The organism is Streptomyces maremycinicus (assembly GCF_001184025.1).
GTDB lineage: Bacteria > Actinomycetota > Actinomycetes > Streptomycetales > Streptomycetaceae > Streptomyces > Streptomyces maremycinicus.
The window spans coordinates 450,198-465,519 of the sequence record NZ_BBYG01000012.1 but is presented as its reverse complement, the minus strand read 5'-3'; the positions used below and the strand labels follow the sequence as shown (position 1 = coordinate 465,519).

Genomic DNA, 15,322 nt, shown 5'->3' with positions numbered 1-15,322 from the left:
TCTCGGTGCCGGCCTTCAGGCCGCGCGACGCGGGTCCCTCACCCTCAGGTCCCCCCGCGACAGGGCCGGACTCGCTCGACGCGTCTTCCCGACAGCGGAAGGAGGTGACCCGTGGCGGCTCAGCCCCTGCTGGCCTTGCGCGGTGTCTCCAAGCGGTTCGCCGCCGTCCAGGCACTGGCCGACGTCGAGCTGGAGATCAGGGCCGGTGAGGTGGTCGCCCTGATGGGCGACAACGCCGCCGGCAAATCCACCCTGGTCAAGGTGATCTCCGGGGTCGGCCCCGCCGACCGGGGCGTCATCGAGTGGCAGGGCAGCGCCGTGCAGATCCGGCGCCCCCAGGACGCCCAGGTACTGGGGATCGCGACCGTCTACCAGGACCTCGCGATGTGCGGCAATCTCGATGTCGTCGCCAACCTCTTCCTCGGCCGGGAGATCCACCGGTTCGGCATCCTCGACGAGGTGGAGATGGAGCGCCGCACCCGCGAGCTGCTGAAGACCCTGTCCATCCGCATCCCCGACGTGCGCGTACCGCTCGCCACCCTGTCCGGCGGCCAGCGGCAGGTCGTCGCGATCACCCGTTCGTTCCTCGGCGAGCCCCGGCTCGTCCTGCTCGACGAGCCCACCGCCTCCCTGGGCATCGAACAGACCAGCCAGCTCCTCGACCTCATCGAGGAGCTGCGCGACCAAGGCCTCGGAGTGCTCCTCATCAGCCACAACATGGGAGACATCAAGGCCGTCGCCGACCGGGTCGCCGTCCTGCGCCTCGGCCGCAACAACGGCTTCTTCGACGTGAACACCACCTCGCAGGAACAGATCATCTCCTCCATCACCGGCGCGTCGGACAACGCCGTGGCGCACCGCACGAGCCGCCCGGAGGAAGCATGGCCCTGAGGGGTGGGAAGCCGCGGTCAGGGGGCCGTGGGCGACGCGGGCGTACCGGTGGAGCGGCGGCGGGGGCGGAGGTGTCCCCGTCGGCCCGCCGCGCGCAGGAACAGGACCGTGGGGACGGCGCAGACGAGGATGGCGGCGATGCCCGCCTCCGGGCCGAAGCCGCCCCCGGTGAGCGCGTCGGGGCCCGACAGCACGCCGTGCACCAGGCCCGCCGGGGCGTCCTCGTTGCCGGAGACCGTGGTGCCGAAGAGGCCGCTCTCGGCGAAGTTCCAGCCGAAGTGGACACCGATCGGGAGCCAGAGGCTGCGGGTGGCGACATAGGCGGCACCGGTCAGCAGTCCGCCCTCGACGGCGATGGCCAGAGCGCCCCACACGGTGGCGCCGGTGTTCAGCAGGTGCAACCCGCCGAACAGCAGCGCGGAGACGGCCAACGCGCCCCGGGTGCCGGTGAGTTCCTCCAGCAGCCGGAAGACGATGCCGCGGAAGAGGAGTTCCTCGGTGACGGCGACGCCCGCCATCATCCCGAGATAGGTCAGCACTCCGCCCACGACCACCCCGCCCTCGGTGCCGTAACCGCCGAGCAGGGCGATCACCGCGATCGTCGCGACGAAGAGGCCGAGGCCGACGAGCGTTCCGGTGCGCAGCCCGGAGGCCGCCGTCGCCGGGTCCAGTTCGGAGACCGGGCGTTGTTCCAGGAGCCGGACGACCGCCGCGTAGGTCATCAGCGCGAGTACCGCGACGACCGCGCCGAACAGCAGGGACAGGACCGGGTTGCCCCCCGCCACGGCCCGCGCCCCGGCCGCGAGCGCCGTCACCACCACGAACACCAGCACCATCGCCACCAGCCGCACCCCCGCGGGCCGTACCCGCCGCGAGACGACGAACGGCTCCTGCGAGAACAGGTCCTTCGAGCCGTTCGGCAAGTACTCCCGCGTGTTCCGCAGCGGACCCGCGCCCTTGAGCGGCATGACGTTCCTCCCCAGCCGGGCGGCGGTCCGGTGGCCGCCGCTTCGCCGGGAACGCTACGAGCGCGGGGCACCGCCGATCATCGCCCTGTGGTGGACAGTCGCGTGTAGCTCTCCCGGGGGACAAGGCCCGTTCAGTCGTGGACGGTGACCAGGCCCACCCGGTGGGCGAGGACCACCGCCTGCACACGGTCGCGCAGGTCGAGCTTGGTGAGGATGCGGGACACGTACGTCTTGACCGTCTCGCGGCTGAGGACCAGCCGGTCGGCGATCTCGGCGTTCGACAGCCCCTCGGCGATGAGCTTCAGCACCTCGGTCTCACGGGGCGCCAGGACCGACAGCGCCTGCGGGACGGCGGCCCCGCGGGCGTCCGGACGGATCCGGTCCGCGAACCTGCCGACGAGCCGCCGGGTGACGGCGGGCGCCAGCAGGGACTCGCCCGCGGCGATCGTCCGGATCCCCTGCACGAGGTCACGGGGCGGGGCGTCCTTGAGCAGGAAGCCGCTCGCCCCGGCCCGCAGCGCGTCGTACACGTACTCGTCGAGGTTGAAGGTGGTGACCACCAGGATCCTCACCGGGTCGGCGACGCCGGGCCCGGCCAGCAGCCGGGTCGCCTCGATCCCGTCCAGGAGGGGCATCCGGATGTCCATCACCACCACGTCCGGGCGCAGCGCTCGCGCGGCCTCCACCGCCGCGCGGCCGTCGGCGGTCTCTCCCACGACCTCGAGGTCGGGCTGCGCGGTGAAGATGGTGACGTAGCCGGTGCGCACGAGTTCCTGGTCCTCGCAGACCAGGACACGGATCGGCGTCCCCGCGCCGGTACCGGTCATGCGTGCCTCCGGGCGGACTCGGGGGCGGTGGCGGGAGGGGACTCTGGAGCGGAGGCGGGCGCGGGGGTGGGTGCCGGCGCGGTGGCGGGGCCGGAACCGGGCGCGGGGCCGGGCGCGGGGTCGGGTGCGGGGACGGGTGCGGGGACGGGCGCGGGGACGGGTGCGGGGACGGGAATGCGGGCGTGGACGCCGAAGCCGCCGTCCGGTCGGGTGCCGGCGCGCAGTTCGCCGCCGAGGACGCCCACCCGCTCGCGCAGCCCGTCCAGTCCGTGGCCGCCTCCGCTGCCGAGCGGCCTGGGCGCGGGGACGGCCGGTCCCGCGCCCTCCGCGAGCACCGCGGGTGCCCCCTCCGTGATCACCTCGACCTCGACCGCGTCCTCGCCGTGGCGGATCCCGACGCGCGTCCCGTGGCCCGGCGCGTGCCGGAGCGCGTTGGTCAGGGCTTCCTGCACCACCCGGTAGACGGCCAGATCCACAGCCGAGGGAAGCGGCCGTCGCTCGCCATGCCCCGCCAGTTCCACCGGCTGGCCCGCCGCCCGGACCTGCTCGACCAGACCGCCCAGGTCCCTCCGGTCTTTCCGGCCGTCGGGCCCGCCGCCGGACGTCCGGTCGTCGGGCCTGTCGCCGGACGCCCTCAGCACGCCCAGCAGATGCTGGAGATCGGTCAGGGCGTGCCGGCCGGAATCACTGATCGCGCCGAGCCCGGCGGCCACCCGGTCCGGCGCGTCGGCGAGCAGGAACCGCGCCGCGTCCGCCTGCACCACCATCGCGGTGACATGGTGGGTCACCACGTCGTGCAACTCCCGTGCGATACGGGCCCGTTCCCGCGCCGTCGCCATCTCCGCGCCGATGCGCCGCCGTTCCTCCTCGGCGGCCCGCCGGGCCCGCACCGATCGGCCCACGGCCCAGCACGCCACCAGCACGAGGTACATGAGGACGAAGTCGGAGACCCGCTGCGGTGAACCCCGGCCGTGCAGTCCGATCGCGAACAGCGTGAACAGCCCGGTCGCGACGGCCGCCGTCACCCCGAGGCGTACGCCGCCCGCCCGCTGCCCGTGGGCGCCCGCGCCGTACAGGGCGGCATACAGGCCCACGCTCGCGAACGTCTGCGGATAGCCCGCCAGTTCGTGGACCGCGATCGCTCCCGCCACCAGCGCGAGGCACACGCCGGGCCACCGCCGTCGCAGCGCCAGCGGCAGCCACAGGGCCGCCGCCACCAGGAGCCCGGGACCGTCGTACGGACGCTGGGTCAGATCGCCGAACTCCGCGCCGACGGGGGCGGTCACGGGCGCGAACATCACCGGCGCGAGGACGGCGGTGAGCACGCCGTCCCGCAGCAGCACGCTCCGGGCGCTCCACCGCGTCATGACGGCTCGGGCACCGTCCGCCAGTGAGGACAGCCGTGCGTGCGATGGCTGGGATGACAGTGGTGACGCCGTCGCCTCGAACACAGGGGCGAGCCTAGCCCCCGCCCCGCCCTCGGCATCCACGGTTCGCGCGCCCGGAAGAACCGGTGAGGTTCCGAAACATTCGAAGAGGTCTCGCCCGGTCTTTTGATCTTGACTTTACCGATCTTGCTCGGGTGAAGTGATGAATCAGAGTCGATGTGACCTATGAGCTGCATGAACAATCCCACGGACACCCGCAGGGCACGTCGAATGTTTCGAAGCAAAAACCGAAAGTATTGACAGTTGTCGTGCCCAGGCCAACACTGGCGCCGTCATCGGCCGTATGAGGACGAGGAGGAAGCACGCACATGAAAACCGCACCCGCACAGCGACTCAGGCTGCTCATCAGCGGTGTCTGCACCATGCTGCTGGTCGCTCTGGCCGCGCTCACCCTGCCCGGCACCGCGCACGCCGACACGCTCGTCACCACGAACCAGACCGGCACCGACAACGGCTACTACTACTCGTTCTGGACCGACTCGCAGGGCACGGTCTCCATGAACCTGGGCTCCGGCGGCAACTACGGCACCTCGTGGAGCAACACCGGCAACTTCGTCGCCGGCAAGGGCTGGAGCAACGGCGGACGCCGGACCGTCACCTACTCGGGCACCTTCAACCCGTCCGGCAACGCCTACCTGGCCCTCTACGGATGGACGTCGAACCCGCTCGTGGAGTACTACATCGTCGACAACTGGGGCACCTACCGGCCCACGGGCACCCACATGGGGACCGTCACCAGCGACGGCGGCACGTACGACATCTACAAGACGACGCGGTACAACGCCCCGTCCGTCGAGGGCACCAAGACCTTCGACCAGTACTGGAGCGTCCGGCAGTCGAAGCGGACGGGCGGCACCATCACCACCGGCAACCACTTCGACGCCTGGGCCCGCGCCGGAATGACCCTGGGCAGCTTCAGCTACTACATGATCATGGCCACCGAGGGATACCAGAGCAGCGGCAACTCCAACATCACGGTGGACGGCACCGGTTCGGGCGGCGGCACCGGCGGTGGCGGGAGCGGCGGCTGCACGGCGACCCTGTCCGCGGGCCAGTCGTGGAGCGACCGCTACAACCTCAACGTCGCGGTCAGCGGCTCCAGCAACTGGACCGTCACGATGAACGTCCCCTCCCCCGCGAAGATCCTCTCCACCTGGAACATCAGCGCCACCTACCCCAGCGCCCAGGTGCTCACCGCCAAACCCAACGGCAGCGGCAACAACTTCGGCGTCACCGTCCAGCCCAACGGCAACTGGACCTGGCCCACGGTCTCCTGCACCGCGAGCTGACCCCCGCATCCCGCCCCAGGCTGGAGGACCACCCCGTATGAGCACCAGACCACATCTCTCCTTACGCGCCCTGGTCACGAGGCTGACCGTCGTCGCGACGGCCGCCGCGTGCACCCTGACCGTCCAGGCCGCCGCCGCCCCGGCCCGGGCCGCGACGTGCAACGGCTACGTCGGGCTCACCTTCGACGACGGTCCGGGCGGCACCACGACCGCCCTGCTCAACGCCCTCACCCAGAACGGGCTGCGGGCCACGATGTTCAACCAGGGCCAGTACGCCGCCGCCAACCCGTCCCTGGTCCGGGCCCAGGTGAACGCCGGTATGTGGGTGGGCAACCACAGCTACACCCACCCGCATCTGACCCAGCTCGGCCAAGCCCAGATCGACTCGGAGATCTCCCGGACCCAGCAGGCCGTCGCCGGCGCGGGCGGCGGCACCCCGGTGCTGTTCCGGCCGCCGTACGGCGAGACCAACGCGACCGTGAAGGCGGTCGAGGCCAAGTACGGCCTGACCGAGATCATCTGGGACGTCGACTCGCAGGACTGGAACAACGCGAGCACCGACGCGATCGTGCAGGCCGCCGGCCGGCTCGCCAACGGCCAGGTCATCCTCATGCACGACTGGCCCGCCAACACGATCGCCGCGATACCGCGCATCGCTCAGGGCCTGGCCGCCCGCGGCCTGTGCGCGGGCAGGATCTCCGCGCAGACCGGCCGGGCCGTGGCCCCCGACGACAGTGGTGGCGGCGGTGGCGGCGGCGGCACGGGCGCCTGCACCGCGACCCTGTCCGCGGGCCAGTCGTGGAGCGACCGGTACAACCTCAACGTCGCGGTCACCGGGTCCAGCAACTGGACCGTCACGATGAACGTCCCCTCCCCCGCGAAGATCCTCTCCACCTGGAACATCAGCGCCGCCTATCCCAGCGCCCAGGTGCTCACCGCCAAGCCCAACGGCAGCGGCAACAACTGGGGTGTGACCGTGCAGACCAACGGCAACTGGACCTGGCCCACGGTCTCCTGCACCGCGAGCTGACCCCGGCGCGCTTCCGCACCACCGCACCGCCGCACCACCGGCGCCGCCGCGCCACAGCACGGCCCGGCGGCGCCGGTGACGCATTATCTGTTGTCACAGAGTGAGAAATGGACGGGACCCGCGATGAGTATTTCTCGATCGACAGACGGAGCGTAATTAACGGTCACGCACCGTCGATCGAGGCGTGCTACTGTCGTTACCAGTTGCAGTTGTGGTCTCCAGAAGGTTTTTTCCGACGGGGTGATCATCACGGCGACCGGGATCCGCACAGGGTGGATTCCGACACCGTTCCCGAAGGAGATTCAAAATGGCTGCTGGCACCGTGAAGTGGTTCAACGCGGAAAAGGGCTTCGGCTTCATCGAGCAGGACGGCGGCGGCCCCGACGTCTTCGCCCACTACTCGAACATCGCCGCGCAGGGCTTCCGTGAGCTCCAGGAAGGCCAGAAGGTGACGTTCGACATCGCGCAGGGCCAGAAGGGCCCGACCGCCGAGAACATCGTCCCCGCCTGACACTCACGCAGACGCGGACACAATAATTTCGCAGCTGGGGCCCGCACCTTGGGGTGCGGGCCCCAGCTCGCTGCTTTCCCGCGGATAAACACCGCGGCGCATTTTTCGCCGTCGACCCGATTCGACGCCATCGCTTTTGGCCCGTTCACGCGATTCTCAGCGCCGCCCCTGTGCCGCGGGAATTCCTTGATACGCGCCGACGCATCAAGGAAGGTTCGTATGAACCACGCACGCCCGCATGCCCGCAGGAACGACCGCTTCTCCGATCACCGCCCCCGGGCCGGCTCGGGCGGCCCGCGCCGCGGCAACGACGGCGGACGCCGACGGATCTCGCCCCAGGGTGAGTTCGCGCCGCCGAAGACGATCACCCCCGCGCTGCCCGCCGTCGAGTCGTTCGCCGAACTGGCGATGCCGGAGAGGCTGCTGGCCGCGCTCGGCCACGAGGGCGTGGCCATACCGTTCCCGATCCAGGCGGCGACCCTGCCGAACTCGCTCGCCGGCCGCGACGTGCTCGGCCGCGGCCGCACCGGCTCCGGCAAGACCCTCGCCTTCGGCCTCGCGCTGCTGGCCCGTACGGCGGGCCGGCGCGCCGAACCGCGCCAGCCGCTCGCGCTGGTCCTCGTGCCCACCCGCGAGCTGGCCCAGCAGGTCACCGACGCGCTCACCCCGTACGCCCGCTCCGTCGGGCTGCGCCTGGCGACCGTGGTCGGCGGGATGTCGATCGGCCGGCAGGCCGGCGCGCTGCGCAACGGCGCGGAGGTCGTCGTGGCCACCCCCGGGCGGCTCAAGGACCTGATCGACCGGGGCGCCTGCCGCCTGGACGCCGTCGACATCACGGTCCTCGACGAGGCCGACCAGATGGCCGACATGGGCTTCATGCCCCAGGTCACCGCGCTGCTCGACCAGGTGCGGGCCGACGGTCAGCGGATGCTGTTCTCGGCCACCCTGGACCGCAACGTGGACCTGTTGGTCCGCCGCTATCTGGTCGACCCCGTGGTCCACTCCGTCGACCCGGTCGCGGGTGCCGTCACCACGATGGAACACCACGTGCTCCATGTGCACGGCGCGGACAAGCAGCGGGCGACCACCGAGATCGCCGCCCGCGACGGCCGGGTGATCATGTTCCTGGACACCAAGCACGCGGTGGACCAGCTGACCAAGCACCTGCTGCACAACGGCGTCCGCGCCGCGGCCCTGCACGGTGGCCGGTCCCAGCCGCAGCGCACCCGCACCCTCGCCCAGTTCAAGGACGGACACGTCACGGTGCTGGTGGCGACCAACGTCGCGGCCCGCGGCATCCACGTCGACAACCTCGACCTGGTCGTCAACGTGGATCCGCCGAGCGACCCCAAGGACTACCTCCACCGCGGCGGCCGTACGGCACGCGCCGGCGAGTCCGGCAGCGTCGTGACCCTGGTCACCCCCGACCAGCGGCGCGGCATGACCCGGCTGATGGTCTCGGCCGGCATCACCCCGCAGGTCACCCAGGTGCGCTCGGGCGAGGCGGAACTGAGCCGCGTCACGGGTGCCCGGACGCCCTCCGGCGTCCCGGTGGTCATCACCGCGCCGGTCGCGGCGACGCCGCGCCGCCGCTCGCCGTCGTCGTCGCCCTCGTCGTCGTCCTCCTCGTCCCGGTCCTCCTCGTTCCGGGGCCGCCGCGGGCGGCCGGGCCGGAACCGGCCCGCCGTCAACCCGGCGGCCTGATGCCGGACCCGGTTCGCCCGGCCGCAAGGCTCGCCCATCTCCGCAGGAGGCACCAGTGACATCGGTCCAGACGCACCCGGTACGGACGCGGCACCCGCACGACGAGTCGGGGCCGCGGGTCCGTGACGACATGACCGTCGAGGTGGCCCTGTCCGTCATGGCCGGCGCCCAGGTCGATCATCTGATCCTCTGCGACGGCGACGACCAGTGCACGGGCTCGGTCACCCGGGTCCAGCTGGCCGCGCTGCGCGCCGGGGTCTCCTACACGGACCGGCTCCGCCTGCGGGACGTGCTCGACACACCGGTCCGGCTCTCGTCCAGGCCCTGCTCCTTCTCTCTGTGAGGCAACATGCGCTGTGTCATCGCCCGCTACCCGTTCGACCTCACCAAGGACGGCGTCATGGACTCGATGAAGGGCGTCACGCCCGAGCCGGTCGCCGGTGAGTCCGTGACCATCGGCCGCCGCCGCTACCCCGTCAAGCAGGTCGGGGAGATCATCACCCGCCAGGACCGCCGTGACTTCACCGGCGGCGAGGTCGTCCGGGCCATGGTCCGCCTCGGCTTCACCTGCCACGACCACCCCGCCGCACCCGTCCAGGTCCTGACGCCGCTCCAGAGCGCTTCGGCGCTGCTCGGCACCGCCGGGACGGCCGGAGCGTGGCAGGCCTGACGGGCCGAAGAACCGCGAAGTACCGAGAGGGCCCTGCCGACCAGGTCGGCGGGGCCCTCTTGGCGTGTGCGCGCGCACGGGTGTACCTGCGCCTCCGAAGAACTGAAATCTACTCTGGCGAAGGTAGACATTGGCATGCCGCTTGGGTAGCGTTTCTTTCGTAGACATGACCAGCCGGTGGTCGGTCCGTAGAAAGGACGGAAACGCATACGCCATCAGGATCGCCCGGCCCGAGGAAGCCTCCGGGTCCGGGTACCGCAAGGCCATGGATGGAAGGTGGTCCCCGGTCACGCATCCGCGATCCACGCGCCCCCGCCCCTACGACGGGCCCGGGTAGCGAAAACGGAAGGTCGGCGCAGCAGTACGCCCGACCGATGGTGTTGAATTTCCCTCGGGGCCCTGGTGCCGTACGGCACCAGGGCCCCTCGACGCGTTGCACTACGAGGTGACATGACAGCAGATACCCCGCTCGGCGGTCGTCTGGACGACGACGACTATCCCGCGTACACGATGGGCCGGGCCGCAGAGATGCTCGGCACCACTCCGGGCTTCCTCCGAGCCATCGGCGAGGCCCGGCTGATCACGCCCCTGCGCTCGGAGGGCGGACACCGCCGGTACTCCCGCTACCAGCTCCGGATCGCCGCCCGCGCCCGCGAGCTCGTCGACAAGGGCACCCCGATCGAGGCCGCGTGCCGCATCGTCATCCTCGAGGACCAGCTCGAGGAGGCCCAGCGCATCAACGCCGAGTACCGCCGCGCCGCGAGCGAGACGTCCGACAGCTCCGGTTCCCACTCCGGCTGAGCACGGAACGTCGGGTCCGGGCGCCCCGCCGCGGCGCGGTGCGCGGTCAGCCGGACCGGGACGGCGTCTGCTTGATGCCGTCGACGATCGCCCGGGTCAGGATGGCGCTGGTGTAGGTGACCGTGCCGGGCTCGATCAGTGCGTCCGTCCCGGTGAGCCGCTTCACCTGGACCGAGCGCTCGCCGAGGAAGACATGGCTCTTCGTGTCGAAGATCCACTCTTCGCGCAGCCCGCTGGTCTCGTCCAGCCTGGCCACCGCCACCCCGTGCCGCCCGACCGCGTCCACCGCGTCGTTCACGACCACGACACCGGGGATCTTGGCGGCGGCCTTGAACAGCGCCGAGTACAGCTCCGCCGGCGGGTAGCTCTCGGCGAGCAGGTCGCCGATGGTGGTGAAGGCCTGCTGGTCCGGGGTGTTCCCCTGGCCCGCCGTCTCCTCGTAGATCTTGGCGAGCAGCTCGTCGGGGTCGGTCGTCAGCTCGGCCAGGTAGTCGTACGACGGGGCGCCCAGGTGCGCCCTCGGGGTGTTGCCCTGCTCGTCGGGGAGGCTCAGGGTCTCGCCCTCGGGGCTGTCGTTGACGGCGGGGTCGATCAGCCAGCCCTTGGTGCCGTCCGGGGAGTCCCAGATCTGGCGGGTGTGCAGCCGGTGGCTGGCCAGGGTGGTCTTGTCGCCGACGGTCTTCAGGAAGGTGTCGGCCGCCTTGGACTCGATGTAGATGTACTGACCGGGCTCGACCACCGGGTGGTCGTCCTCGGCGGCCGCCAGCGAGATCTGGTCCAGCAGCTGCGGCAGGCCCTTGGTGGTGGCGGCTCCGACGGTCGTGGTCAGCGCCGGTCCGGTGGCGACACCGCCGCCGTCCCGCACCCCGTCGCCCCCGGTCCGCACCACCCCGGTGACGACCACGCCGGCCAGCGCGGCGGCCAGCACGGGCAAGGTGATCGCGGGACGCGGCAGCCGCAGCCGGCGGAACCCGCCCGGGGCACCCGCCGTGCGCTCCGCCTGTCGTTCCGTCTGCCGTCGTACCGCCGGGCTTTCCGCCTGTCGTTCTTCCTGCCGTGCTTCGTGAATGCGGGCCATCAGACGCTCCTTGTGGAACTGGTGACGGCCCGTCGGCAGATCACGCGCCGTCCGGGCGAAGAGCTGTGCGCTCTCCTCCCCCTCGGCCGGACTCTGCCGGGACGTGTTCGCGTTCATCGGTTTCCTCCCTGCGCGGGCCGGACCACGTGTGTGTGATCGCCTCTTACCTGTCGGCCGGTGCGGCCGCCTTCCCGGTTTCCGCCGGCTTTCTCGGGTTCTTCCGCGGCGAGCGCCCGCAGTTTCCGGCGGGCCCGGGAGAGGCGGGAGGCGACGGTGCCGACCGGGATCCCCAGGGCCTCGGCGGCGGCCTCGTAGTCCAGCCCCTCCCCCAGGCAGAGCGCCACGACCTCGCGCTCCGGTCTGCGCAGGGTGGCGAGCGCGGTAAGGGCCGCCGCCAGCCGGCGCCGGTCGTCGATCCGGTCGGCGACCTCGTCGGCGTGGTCGGGCACGGACAGTTCGGCCGCCGCGGCGGCGCCGGCCGCCGTCCGGTACCGCCGGTTGCTGCGGTACTGGTTGCGGGCGGTGTTGGTGGCGATGCCCAGCAGCCAGGGGCGCAGGGAGCCGCCCTCGGGGTCGACCCGGTCGCGCAGCCGCCATGCCTCCATGAAGGTCGCGGCCATCACGTCCTCGGCCGTCGACCAGTCGGCGGTCAGCCGGAAGGCATGGTTGTAGACGGCGCGGGCGTAGGCGTCGAACAGCTCCGCGAACGCGCTCGACTCCCCGGCCCGTACCCGGGTACGCATATGAGTGCTCACCTCAATGAGCTGTCCGGCACACCACACCGACTTCCCGTGACCTGCGCCACACTCGCCCCACCCGCCCGTTCCGGGTCCCGGGACAGAGGTTCGCACGCGGGCGGTGTCACGTCCGGCGGTGTTCGGCGGTGGCCTTGAGATCGTGGAGCCAGGCTTCGAGGCCGGCGCCGAGTGCCGCGGTCGCGGTGGGCACGTCGGCTTCGACCTGGGCGCCGGTCCAGGTCTCCTCGGTGTGGACCCGGACTCCCCCCTCGACCTCGGTGAAGGTCCACAGATGGACGCCCTCGTCGATGCGCAGGCCCTGGCCGATCGCCGGTCCGCTCCACAGGACGCAGGCCTCGCGCCGGAGTTGCCGGACGGTGGAGGTGATGTCGAGGGTGGTGGCCGGGGTGGTGGGCGTCGCGGGCGCCGGGGTGGACCAGCGGAACCGCGAGCCCTCCCGGAGCCGTCCGGTGTCCAGGCGGTCGGCGGTGAGGACGGGCGGCTGCCAGGAGGGCCAGCGTTCGACGTCGGTCTGGAGCTTCCAGACGGTGCTCAGCGGCGCCTTGATCACCACGTCGGAGCGGTAGCGGATACGGGCGGAGGCGTCCACCCCCTGCCCTCGGCACTGGGGCGTACGGCCGTGGTGCTGGGCGGTGGCGTGGGCGGGCGCGGCCTGGGCGGCCGGTGTGGCGGTGGCGAGCGTGCCGACGACGGCGAGCGCGAGCGGAAGTCCGAGCGGAAGCGCGGACGTCAGCGGCCTGGTGCCGGGCATGAGTTCTCCCTCGGTGGGTCGTGCGGGTCGCTTACGGGGTGGAGGCACCCGCGGTGGCGGACACCCGTGAGTGGAGTGCACCTGCGGGTGGAGGCGCCCGCGGGTGGAGGCGCCCGCGGGTGGAGGACGCGCGCCTGCGGGAGGAGGCGCCTGCGGGTGGAAGACGCCTGCGGGTGGAGGACGCGCGCCTGCCGGTGGAGGCGCCCGCGGGTGGTGTGGGCGGCTACGGGTGGAGGACGACCTTGCCCGCGGCCGTTCCGGACTCGGCCAGGCGCATGGCGTCGGCGACCTCGGCGAGCGGGAGCCGAGCGGCGATCCGGGGTGTCACGTCACCGCGCTGGAGGGCGGCGAAGAGTTCGGTGAGGTCGGTCCGCAGACGGGCCCGGAAGCGGTTCTTGGCCAGGGCCCGGCCGGCCCAGACGTTGAAGAAGCAGGCGCGGCGCCGGTTGGGCAGCGCGTTCCACAGCCACAGCCGGCCGAGCAGCTTCAGCACGGGCCACTGCTTGGATCCCTCGTCGTCCCGCGTGGAGGCGGTGCCGTACGAGACGAGCGTGCCGCCGGGGGCGAGCAGGCGCCAGGAGTCGACGATGCCCCGGCCGCCGACGTGGTCGAAGACGGCGTCCACGCCGCCGGGGGCGAGGGCGCGGATCCGCGCGGCCAGGTCGGCGGTGCGGTAGTCGACGGGGGCGACCCCCTGCTGCCGCAGCGCGTCGTGGTGACGGGTGGACGCAGTGCCGATCACCCGCACCCCGGCGGCCAGGGCGAGCTGGACGAGGACCGAGCCGACGCCGCCGTTGGCGCCGTGCACGACGATGGTGCCGCCCGGGCGGACCCGGGCCTTGCGGTGCAGCATCTGCCAGGCGGTGATGCCGTTGACCACCAGGGTCTCCGCCTCCGCCGCGTCGATCCCGGCGGGCACCGGCACCACGTCGGCGGCGTCGACGAGGACGTGGCTGGCCCAGCCGCCGACCTTGAGCAGGGCGGCCACCCGGGTCCCGGCCAGGCCGGGCTCGACGCCGTCGCCGGTCGTCTGCACCGTGCCGACCAGGTCGTAGCCGGGGACGAAGGGGAACGGCGGCTGGTCGTAGTAGCGGCCGCGGCGCATCTGCTGCTCGGCGAAGGAGACCCCGGTCGCCTCCATCCGGACCAGCACCTGGCCGGGGCCCGGGGTGGGCACGGCTCCGTGCCGGATCCGCAGCCCTTCCGGCTCGACCTTGCCCGGCAGGACGACCTCGACGAGTCCCTCGACGTTCATGATGACCTCCAGTGAGCGTTACTTGCCCTTGCGTTCGTTAGAAGTTGTAACGCAACGAGAAGGAGGGTGTCAATAACCTTCGTGATAGCCTCTAACTAAATCTTGAACCTCTGGACCGAGTGCGGAGAGGTGGCGGCAGGCCATGGCGGAGACGGGCACGACCACCCCGCGCGAGCGCTACCGCGCCCAGGTGCGGGCGGAGGTCAAGGAGCGCGCCTGGGAGCAGATCGCCACGGCGGGGGCGTCCGCGCTCTCCCTCAACGCGATCGCCAAGCAGATGGGGATGAGCGGGCCCGCGCTGTACCGGTACTTCGCCGGCCGCGACGAGCTGATCACCGAGCTCGTCCGGGACGCGTACCGAAGCCTCGCCGACGCCTTCCGCGCCTCCTCGGCGGCCGGTGGCGGCCTGACCGGACTGGCGCACACACTGCGCGCGTGGGCCCTGGACGATCCCCACCGGTACTTCCTCGTCTACGGCACACCCGTCCCGGGCTACCACGCGCCCGACGACGTCACCACGATCGCGTCCGAGATCATGACGGCCCTGCTCGACGCCTGCGCCGACCTGCCCGCCGACGGTCCGCCGAGCCCGCTCGCCGCCCACCTCGAAGGCCTCGGCGACCAGTGGACCAGCGGCCACCCCGCCCCACCGGCCGCCCTCCACCGGGCCCTGAGCTGCTGGACCCGCCTGCACGGCGTCCTGTCCCTCGAACTGGCGGGCCACTTCACCGGAATGGGCTTCGACCCCGAGCTTCTCTTCGCGGCCGAACTCACCACGCTGACCGGCAGGCCCACGGACTGATCGCCGCGGTTCCCGGTCGGCGGAAGTGAAATACCTTGTGGCACAACGGAGTTGATGTCGTCATGACTCAAGGTCCCGCACCTCGAACGCTGTCCGACGACGCCCTCTCCGCGCTGCTCGGCCGGCAGCGGTTCGGCACGCTCGCCACCGTTCGGCGCACCGGCCACCCGCACCTGACCACGATGGGCTTCAGCTGGGACGCCGACGCCCGGATCGTGCGGTTCTCGACGACGGCCGACCGCGTCAAGGTCCGGCACCTGCGCCGCGACCCGCACGCCGCCCTGCACGTACCGGGCGACGACGTGTGGTCGTTCGCCGTCGCGGAGGGCGAGGCCGAGGTCTCCGGCGTCACCACCGTCCCCGGTGACGCGGTCGGACGGGAGCTGCTCGGGATGATCCCGGCGGACGCGCGGCCCGAGGGCGCGGACGAGGGGGCGTTCCTGGAGCAGCAGGTCGCCGAGCGCCGGGTGGTCGTCCGGCTGAAGGTGGAGCGGCTGTACGGGACGGCGCTCGACATCGACGGCTGACCGACGCATCGA

Annotated in this window: 17 protein-coding genes; 10 read left to right on the top strand and 7 right to left on the bottom strand. The window is 71.9% G+C overall.

Going from position 1 to position 15,322, the window contains the following annotated elements; all coding sequences use genetic code 11:
• The first annotated feature begins 111 nt into the window (after positions 1–111).
• A complete protein-coding gene (locus AOQ37_RS15190) occupies positions 112–891 on the top strand; it encodes an ATP-binding cassette domain-containing protein (RefSeq protein ID WP_199825013.1) in 780 nt (259 codons plus the stop codon).
• Between the two features lie 17 nt (positions 892–908).
• On the opposite strand, the gene AOQ37_RS15185 is transcribed toward AOQ37_RS15190, so the two are convergent.
• The 3 genes from AOQ37_RS15185 to AOQ37_RS15175 form a co-directional block, all read right to left on the bottom strand.
• The gene (locus tag AOQ37_RS15185) at positions 909–1,859 is read right to left on the bottom strand and encodes a CPBP family intramembrane glutamic endopeptidase (RefSeq protein WP_078890186.1); all 951 of its coding nucleotides are present in this window, start codon (positions 1,857–1,859) and stop codon (positions 909–911) included.
• A 131-nt stretch (positions 1,860–1,990) separates the two neighbouring features.
• Positions 1,991–2,686, bottom strand: coding sequence for a response regulator (locus AOQ37_RS15180; protein WP_062645009.1), 696 nt, complete (start codon positions 2,684–2,686; stop codon positions 1,991–1,993).
• Complete coding sequence (locus AOQ37_RS15175; RefSeq protein ID WP_234436906.1) at positions 2,683–4,053, bottom strand: sensor histidine kinase; 1,371 nt, start codon at positions 4,051–4,053, stop codon at positions 2,683–2,685. Before AOQ37_RS15175 ends, AOQ37_RS15180 begins: the two co-directional genes overlap by 4 nt.
• A gap of 389 nt (positions 4,054–4,442) precedes the next feature.
• Between AOQ37_RS15175 and xynA the strand changes: the two genes are divergently transcribed.
• From xynA to AOQ37_RS15140, 7 genes are all read left to right on the top strand, one after another.
• The gene (gene xynA / locus AOQ37_RS15170; RefSeq protein ID WP_062645008.1) at positions 4,443–5,423 is read left to right on the top strand and encodes an endo-1,4-beta-xylanase XynA; all 981 of its coding nucleotides are present in this window, start codon (positions 4,443–4,445) and stop codon (positions 5,421–5,423) included.
• Between the two features lie 37 nt (positions 5,424–5,460).
• Positions 5,461–6,453, top strand: coding sequence for a polysaccharide deacetylase family protein (locus tag AOQ37_RS15165; protein ID WP_062645007.1), 993 nt, complete (start codon positions 5,461–5,463; stop codon positions 6,451–6,453).
• Between the two features lie 307 nt (positions 6,454–6,760).
• Positions 6,761–6,964, top strand: a complete 204-nt coding sequence (locus tag AOQ37_RS15160) for a cold-shock protein (RefSeq protein ID WP_020133169.1) — start codon at positions 6,761–6,763, stop codon at positions 6,962–6,964.
• A gap of 219 nt (positions 6,965–7,183) precedes the next feature.
• Entirely contained in the window at positions 7,184–8,668 is a 1,485-nt protein-coding gene (locus AOQ37_RS15155; RefSeq protein WP_062645006.1) for a DEAD/DEAH box helicase, read from the top strand.
• Between the two features lie 55 nt (positions 8,669–8,723).
• Positions 8,724–9,011: a CBS domain-containing protein gene (locus tag AOQ37_RS15150; protein WP_062645005.1), complete on the top strand. Its 288-nt coding sequence runs from the start codon at positions 8,724–8,726 to the stop codon at positions 9,009–9,011.
• Between the two features lie 6 nt (positions 9,012–9,017).
• Positions 9,018–9,338 carry an SCO5918 family protein gene (locus AOQ37_RS15145; protein WP_062645004.1) on the top strand — a complete coding sequence of 107 codons (321 nt, stop codon included), beginning with the start codon at positions 9,018–9,020 and terminating at the stop codon, positions 9,336–9,338.
• 450 nt (positions 9,339–9,788) lie between these two features.
• Entirely contained in the window at positions 9,789–10,139 is a 351-nt protein-coding gene (locus AOQ37_RS15140; protein WP_062645003.1) for a helix-turn-helix domain-containing protein, read from the top strand.
• 46 nt (positions 10,140–10,185) lie between these two features.
• Here the strand turns inward: AOQ37_RS15140 and AOQ37_RS15135 are convergent, their stop codons facing one another.
• The 4 genes from AOQ37_RS15135 to AOQ37_RS15120 all read right to left on the bottom strand — a co-directional run bounded on the left by AOQ37_RS15135 (position 10,186) and on the right by AOQ37_RS15120 (position 13,981).
• Positions 10,186–11,334: a CU044_5270 family protein gene (locus AOQ37_RS15135; protein ID WP_062645002.1), complete on the bottom strand. Its 1,149-nt coding sequence runs from the start codon at positions 11,332–11,334 to the stop codon at positions 10,186–10,188.
• Positions 11,331–11,960, bottom strand: coding sequence for an RNA polymerase sigma factor (locus AOQ37_RS15130; protein WP_062645001.1), 630 nt, complete (start codon positions 11,958–11,960; stop codon positions 11,331–11,333). The genes AOQ37_RS15135 and AOQ37_RS15130 overlap by 4 nt, the downstream gene beginning before the upstream one ends.
• Positions 11,961–12,078: 118 nt before the next feature.
• A complete protein-coding gene (locus AOQ37_RS15125) occupies positions 12,079–12,726 on the bottom strand; it encodes an SRPBCC family protein (protein ID WP_062645000.1) in 648 nt (215 codons plus the stop codon).
• Positions 12,727–12,949: 223 nt separating this feature from the next.
• Positions 12,950–13,981 (bottom strand): medium chain dehydrogenase/reductase family protein, encoded by a 1,032-nt coding sequence (locus AOQ37_RS15120; RefSeq protein ID WP_062644999.1) that lies wholly within the window; start codon positions 13,979–13,981, stop codon positions 12,950–12,952.
• Between the two features lie 142 nt (positions 13,982–14,123).
• Here AOQ37_RS15120 and AOQ37_RS15115 point away from each other — a divergent pair, with 142 nt between their 5' ends.
• Entirely contained in the window at positions 14,124–14,783 is a 660-nt protein-coding gene (locus AOQ37_RS15115) for a TetR/AcrR family transcriptional regulator (RefSeq protein ID WP_062644998.1), read from the top strand.
• A 62-nt stretch (positions 14,784–14,845) separates the two neighbouring features.
• Positions 14,846–15,310 carry a pyridoxamine 5'-phosphate oxidase family protein gene (locus AOQ37_RS15110; RefSeq protein WP_062644997.1) on the top strand — a complete coding sequence of 155 codons (465 nt, stop codon included), beginning with the start codon at positions 14,846–14,848 and terminating at the stop codon, positions 15,308–15,310.
• Positions 15,311–15,322: the final 12 nt, after the last annotated feature.

Coding starts and splice junctions, on each gene's coding strand:
- AOQ37_RS15185 (WP_078890186.1), bottom strand. CDS start 1,859: ATGCCGCTCAAGGGCGCGGGTCCGCTGCGGAACACGCGGGAGTACTTG.
- AOQ37_RS15180 (WP_062645009.1), bottom strand. CDS start 2,686: ATGACCGGTACCGGCGCGGGGACGCCGATCCGTGTCCTGGTCTGCGAG.
- AOQ37_RS15175 (WP_234436906.1), bottom strand. CDS start 4,053: ATGACGCGGTGGAGCGCCCGGAGCGTGCTGCTGCGGGACGGCGTGCTC.
- xynA (WP_062645008.1), top strand. CDS start 4,443: ATGAAAACCGCACCCGCACAGCGACTCAGGCTGCTCATCAGCGGTGTC.
- AOQ37_RS15165 (WP_062645007.1), top strand. CDS start 5,461: ATGAGCACCAGACCACATCTCTCCTTACGCGCCCTGGTCACGAGGCTG.
- AOQ37_RS15160 (WP_020133169.1), top strand. CDS start 6,761: ATGGCTGCTGGCACCGTGAAGTGGTTCAACGCGGAAAAGGGCTTCGGC.
- AOQ37_RS15155 (WP_062645006.1), top strand. CDS start 7,184: ATGAACCACGCACGCCCGCATGCCCGCAGGAACGACCGCTTCTCCGAT.
- AOQ37_RS15145 (WP_062645004.1), top strand. CDS start 9,018: ATGCGCTGTGTCATCGCCCGCTACCCGTTCGACCTCACCAAGGACGGC.
- AOQ37_RS15140 (WP_062645003.1), top strand. CDS start 9,789: ATGACAGCAGATACCCCGCTCGGCGGTCGTCTGGACGACGACGACTAT.
- AOQ37_RS15135 (WP_062645002.1), bottom strand. CDS start 11,334: ATGAACGCGAACACGTCCCGGCAGAGTCCGGCCGAGGGGGAGGAGAGC.
- AOQ37_RS15130 (WP_062645001.1), bottom strand. CDS start 11,960: ATGCGTACCCGGGTACGGGCCGGGGAGTCGAGCGCGTTCGCGGAGCTG.
- AOQ37_RS15125 (WP_062645000.1), bottom strand. CDS start 12,726: ATGCCCGGCACCAGGCCGCTGACGTCCGCGCTTCCGCTCGGACTTCCG.
- AOQ37_RS15120 (WP_062644999.1), bottom strand. CDS start 13,981: ATGAACGTCGAGGGACTCGTCGAGGTCGTCCTGCCGGGCAAGGTCGAG.
- AOQ37_RS15115 (WP_062644998.1), top strand. CDS start 14,124: ATGGCGGAGACGGGCACGACCACCCCGCGCGAGCGCTACCGCGCCCAG.
- AOQ37_RS15110 (WP_062644997.1), top strand. CDS start 14,846: ATGACTCAAGGTCCCGCACCTCGAACGCTGTCCGACGACGCCCTCTCC.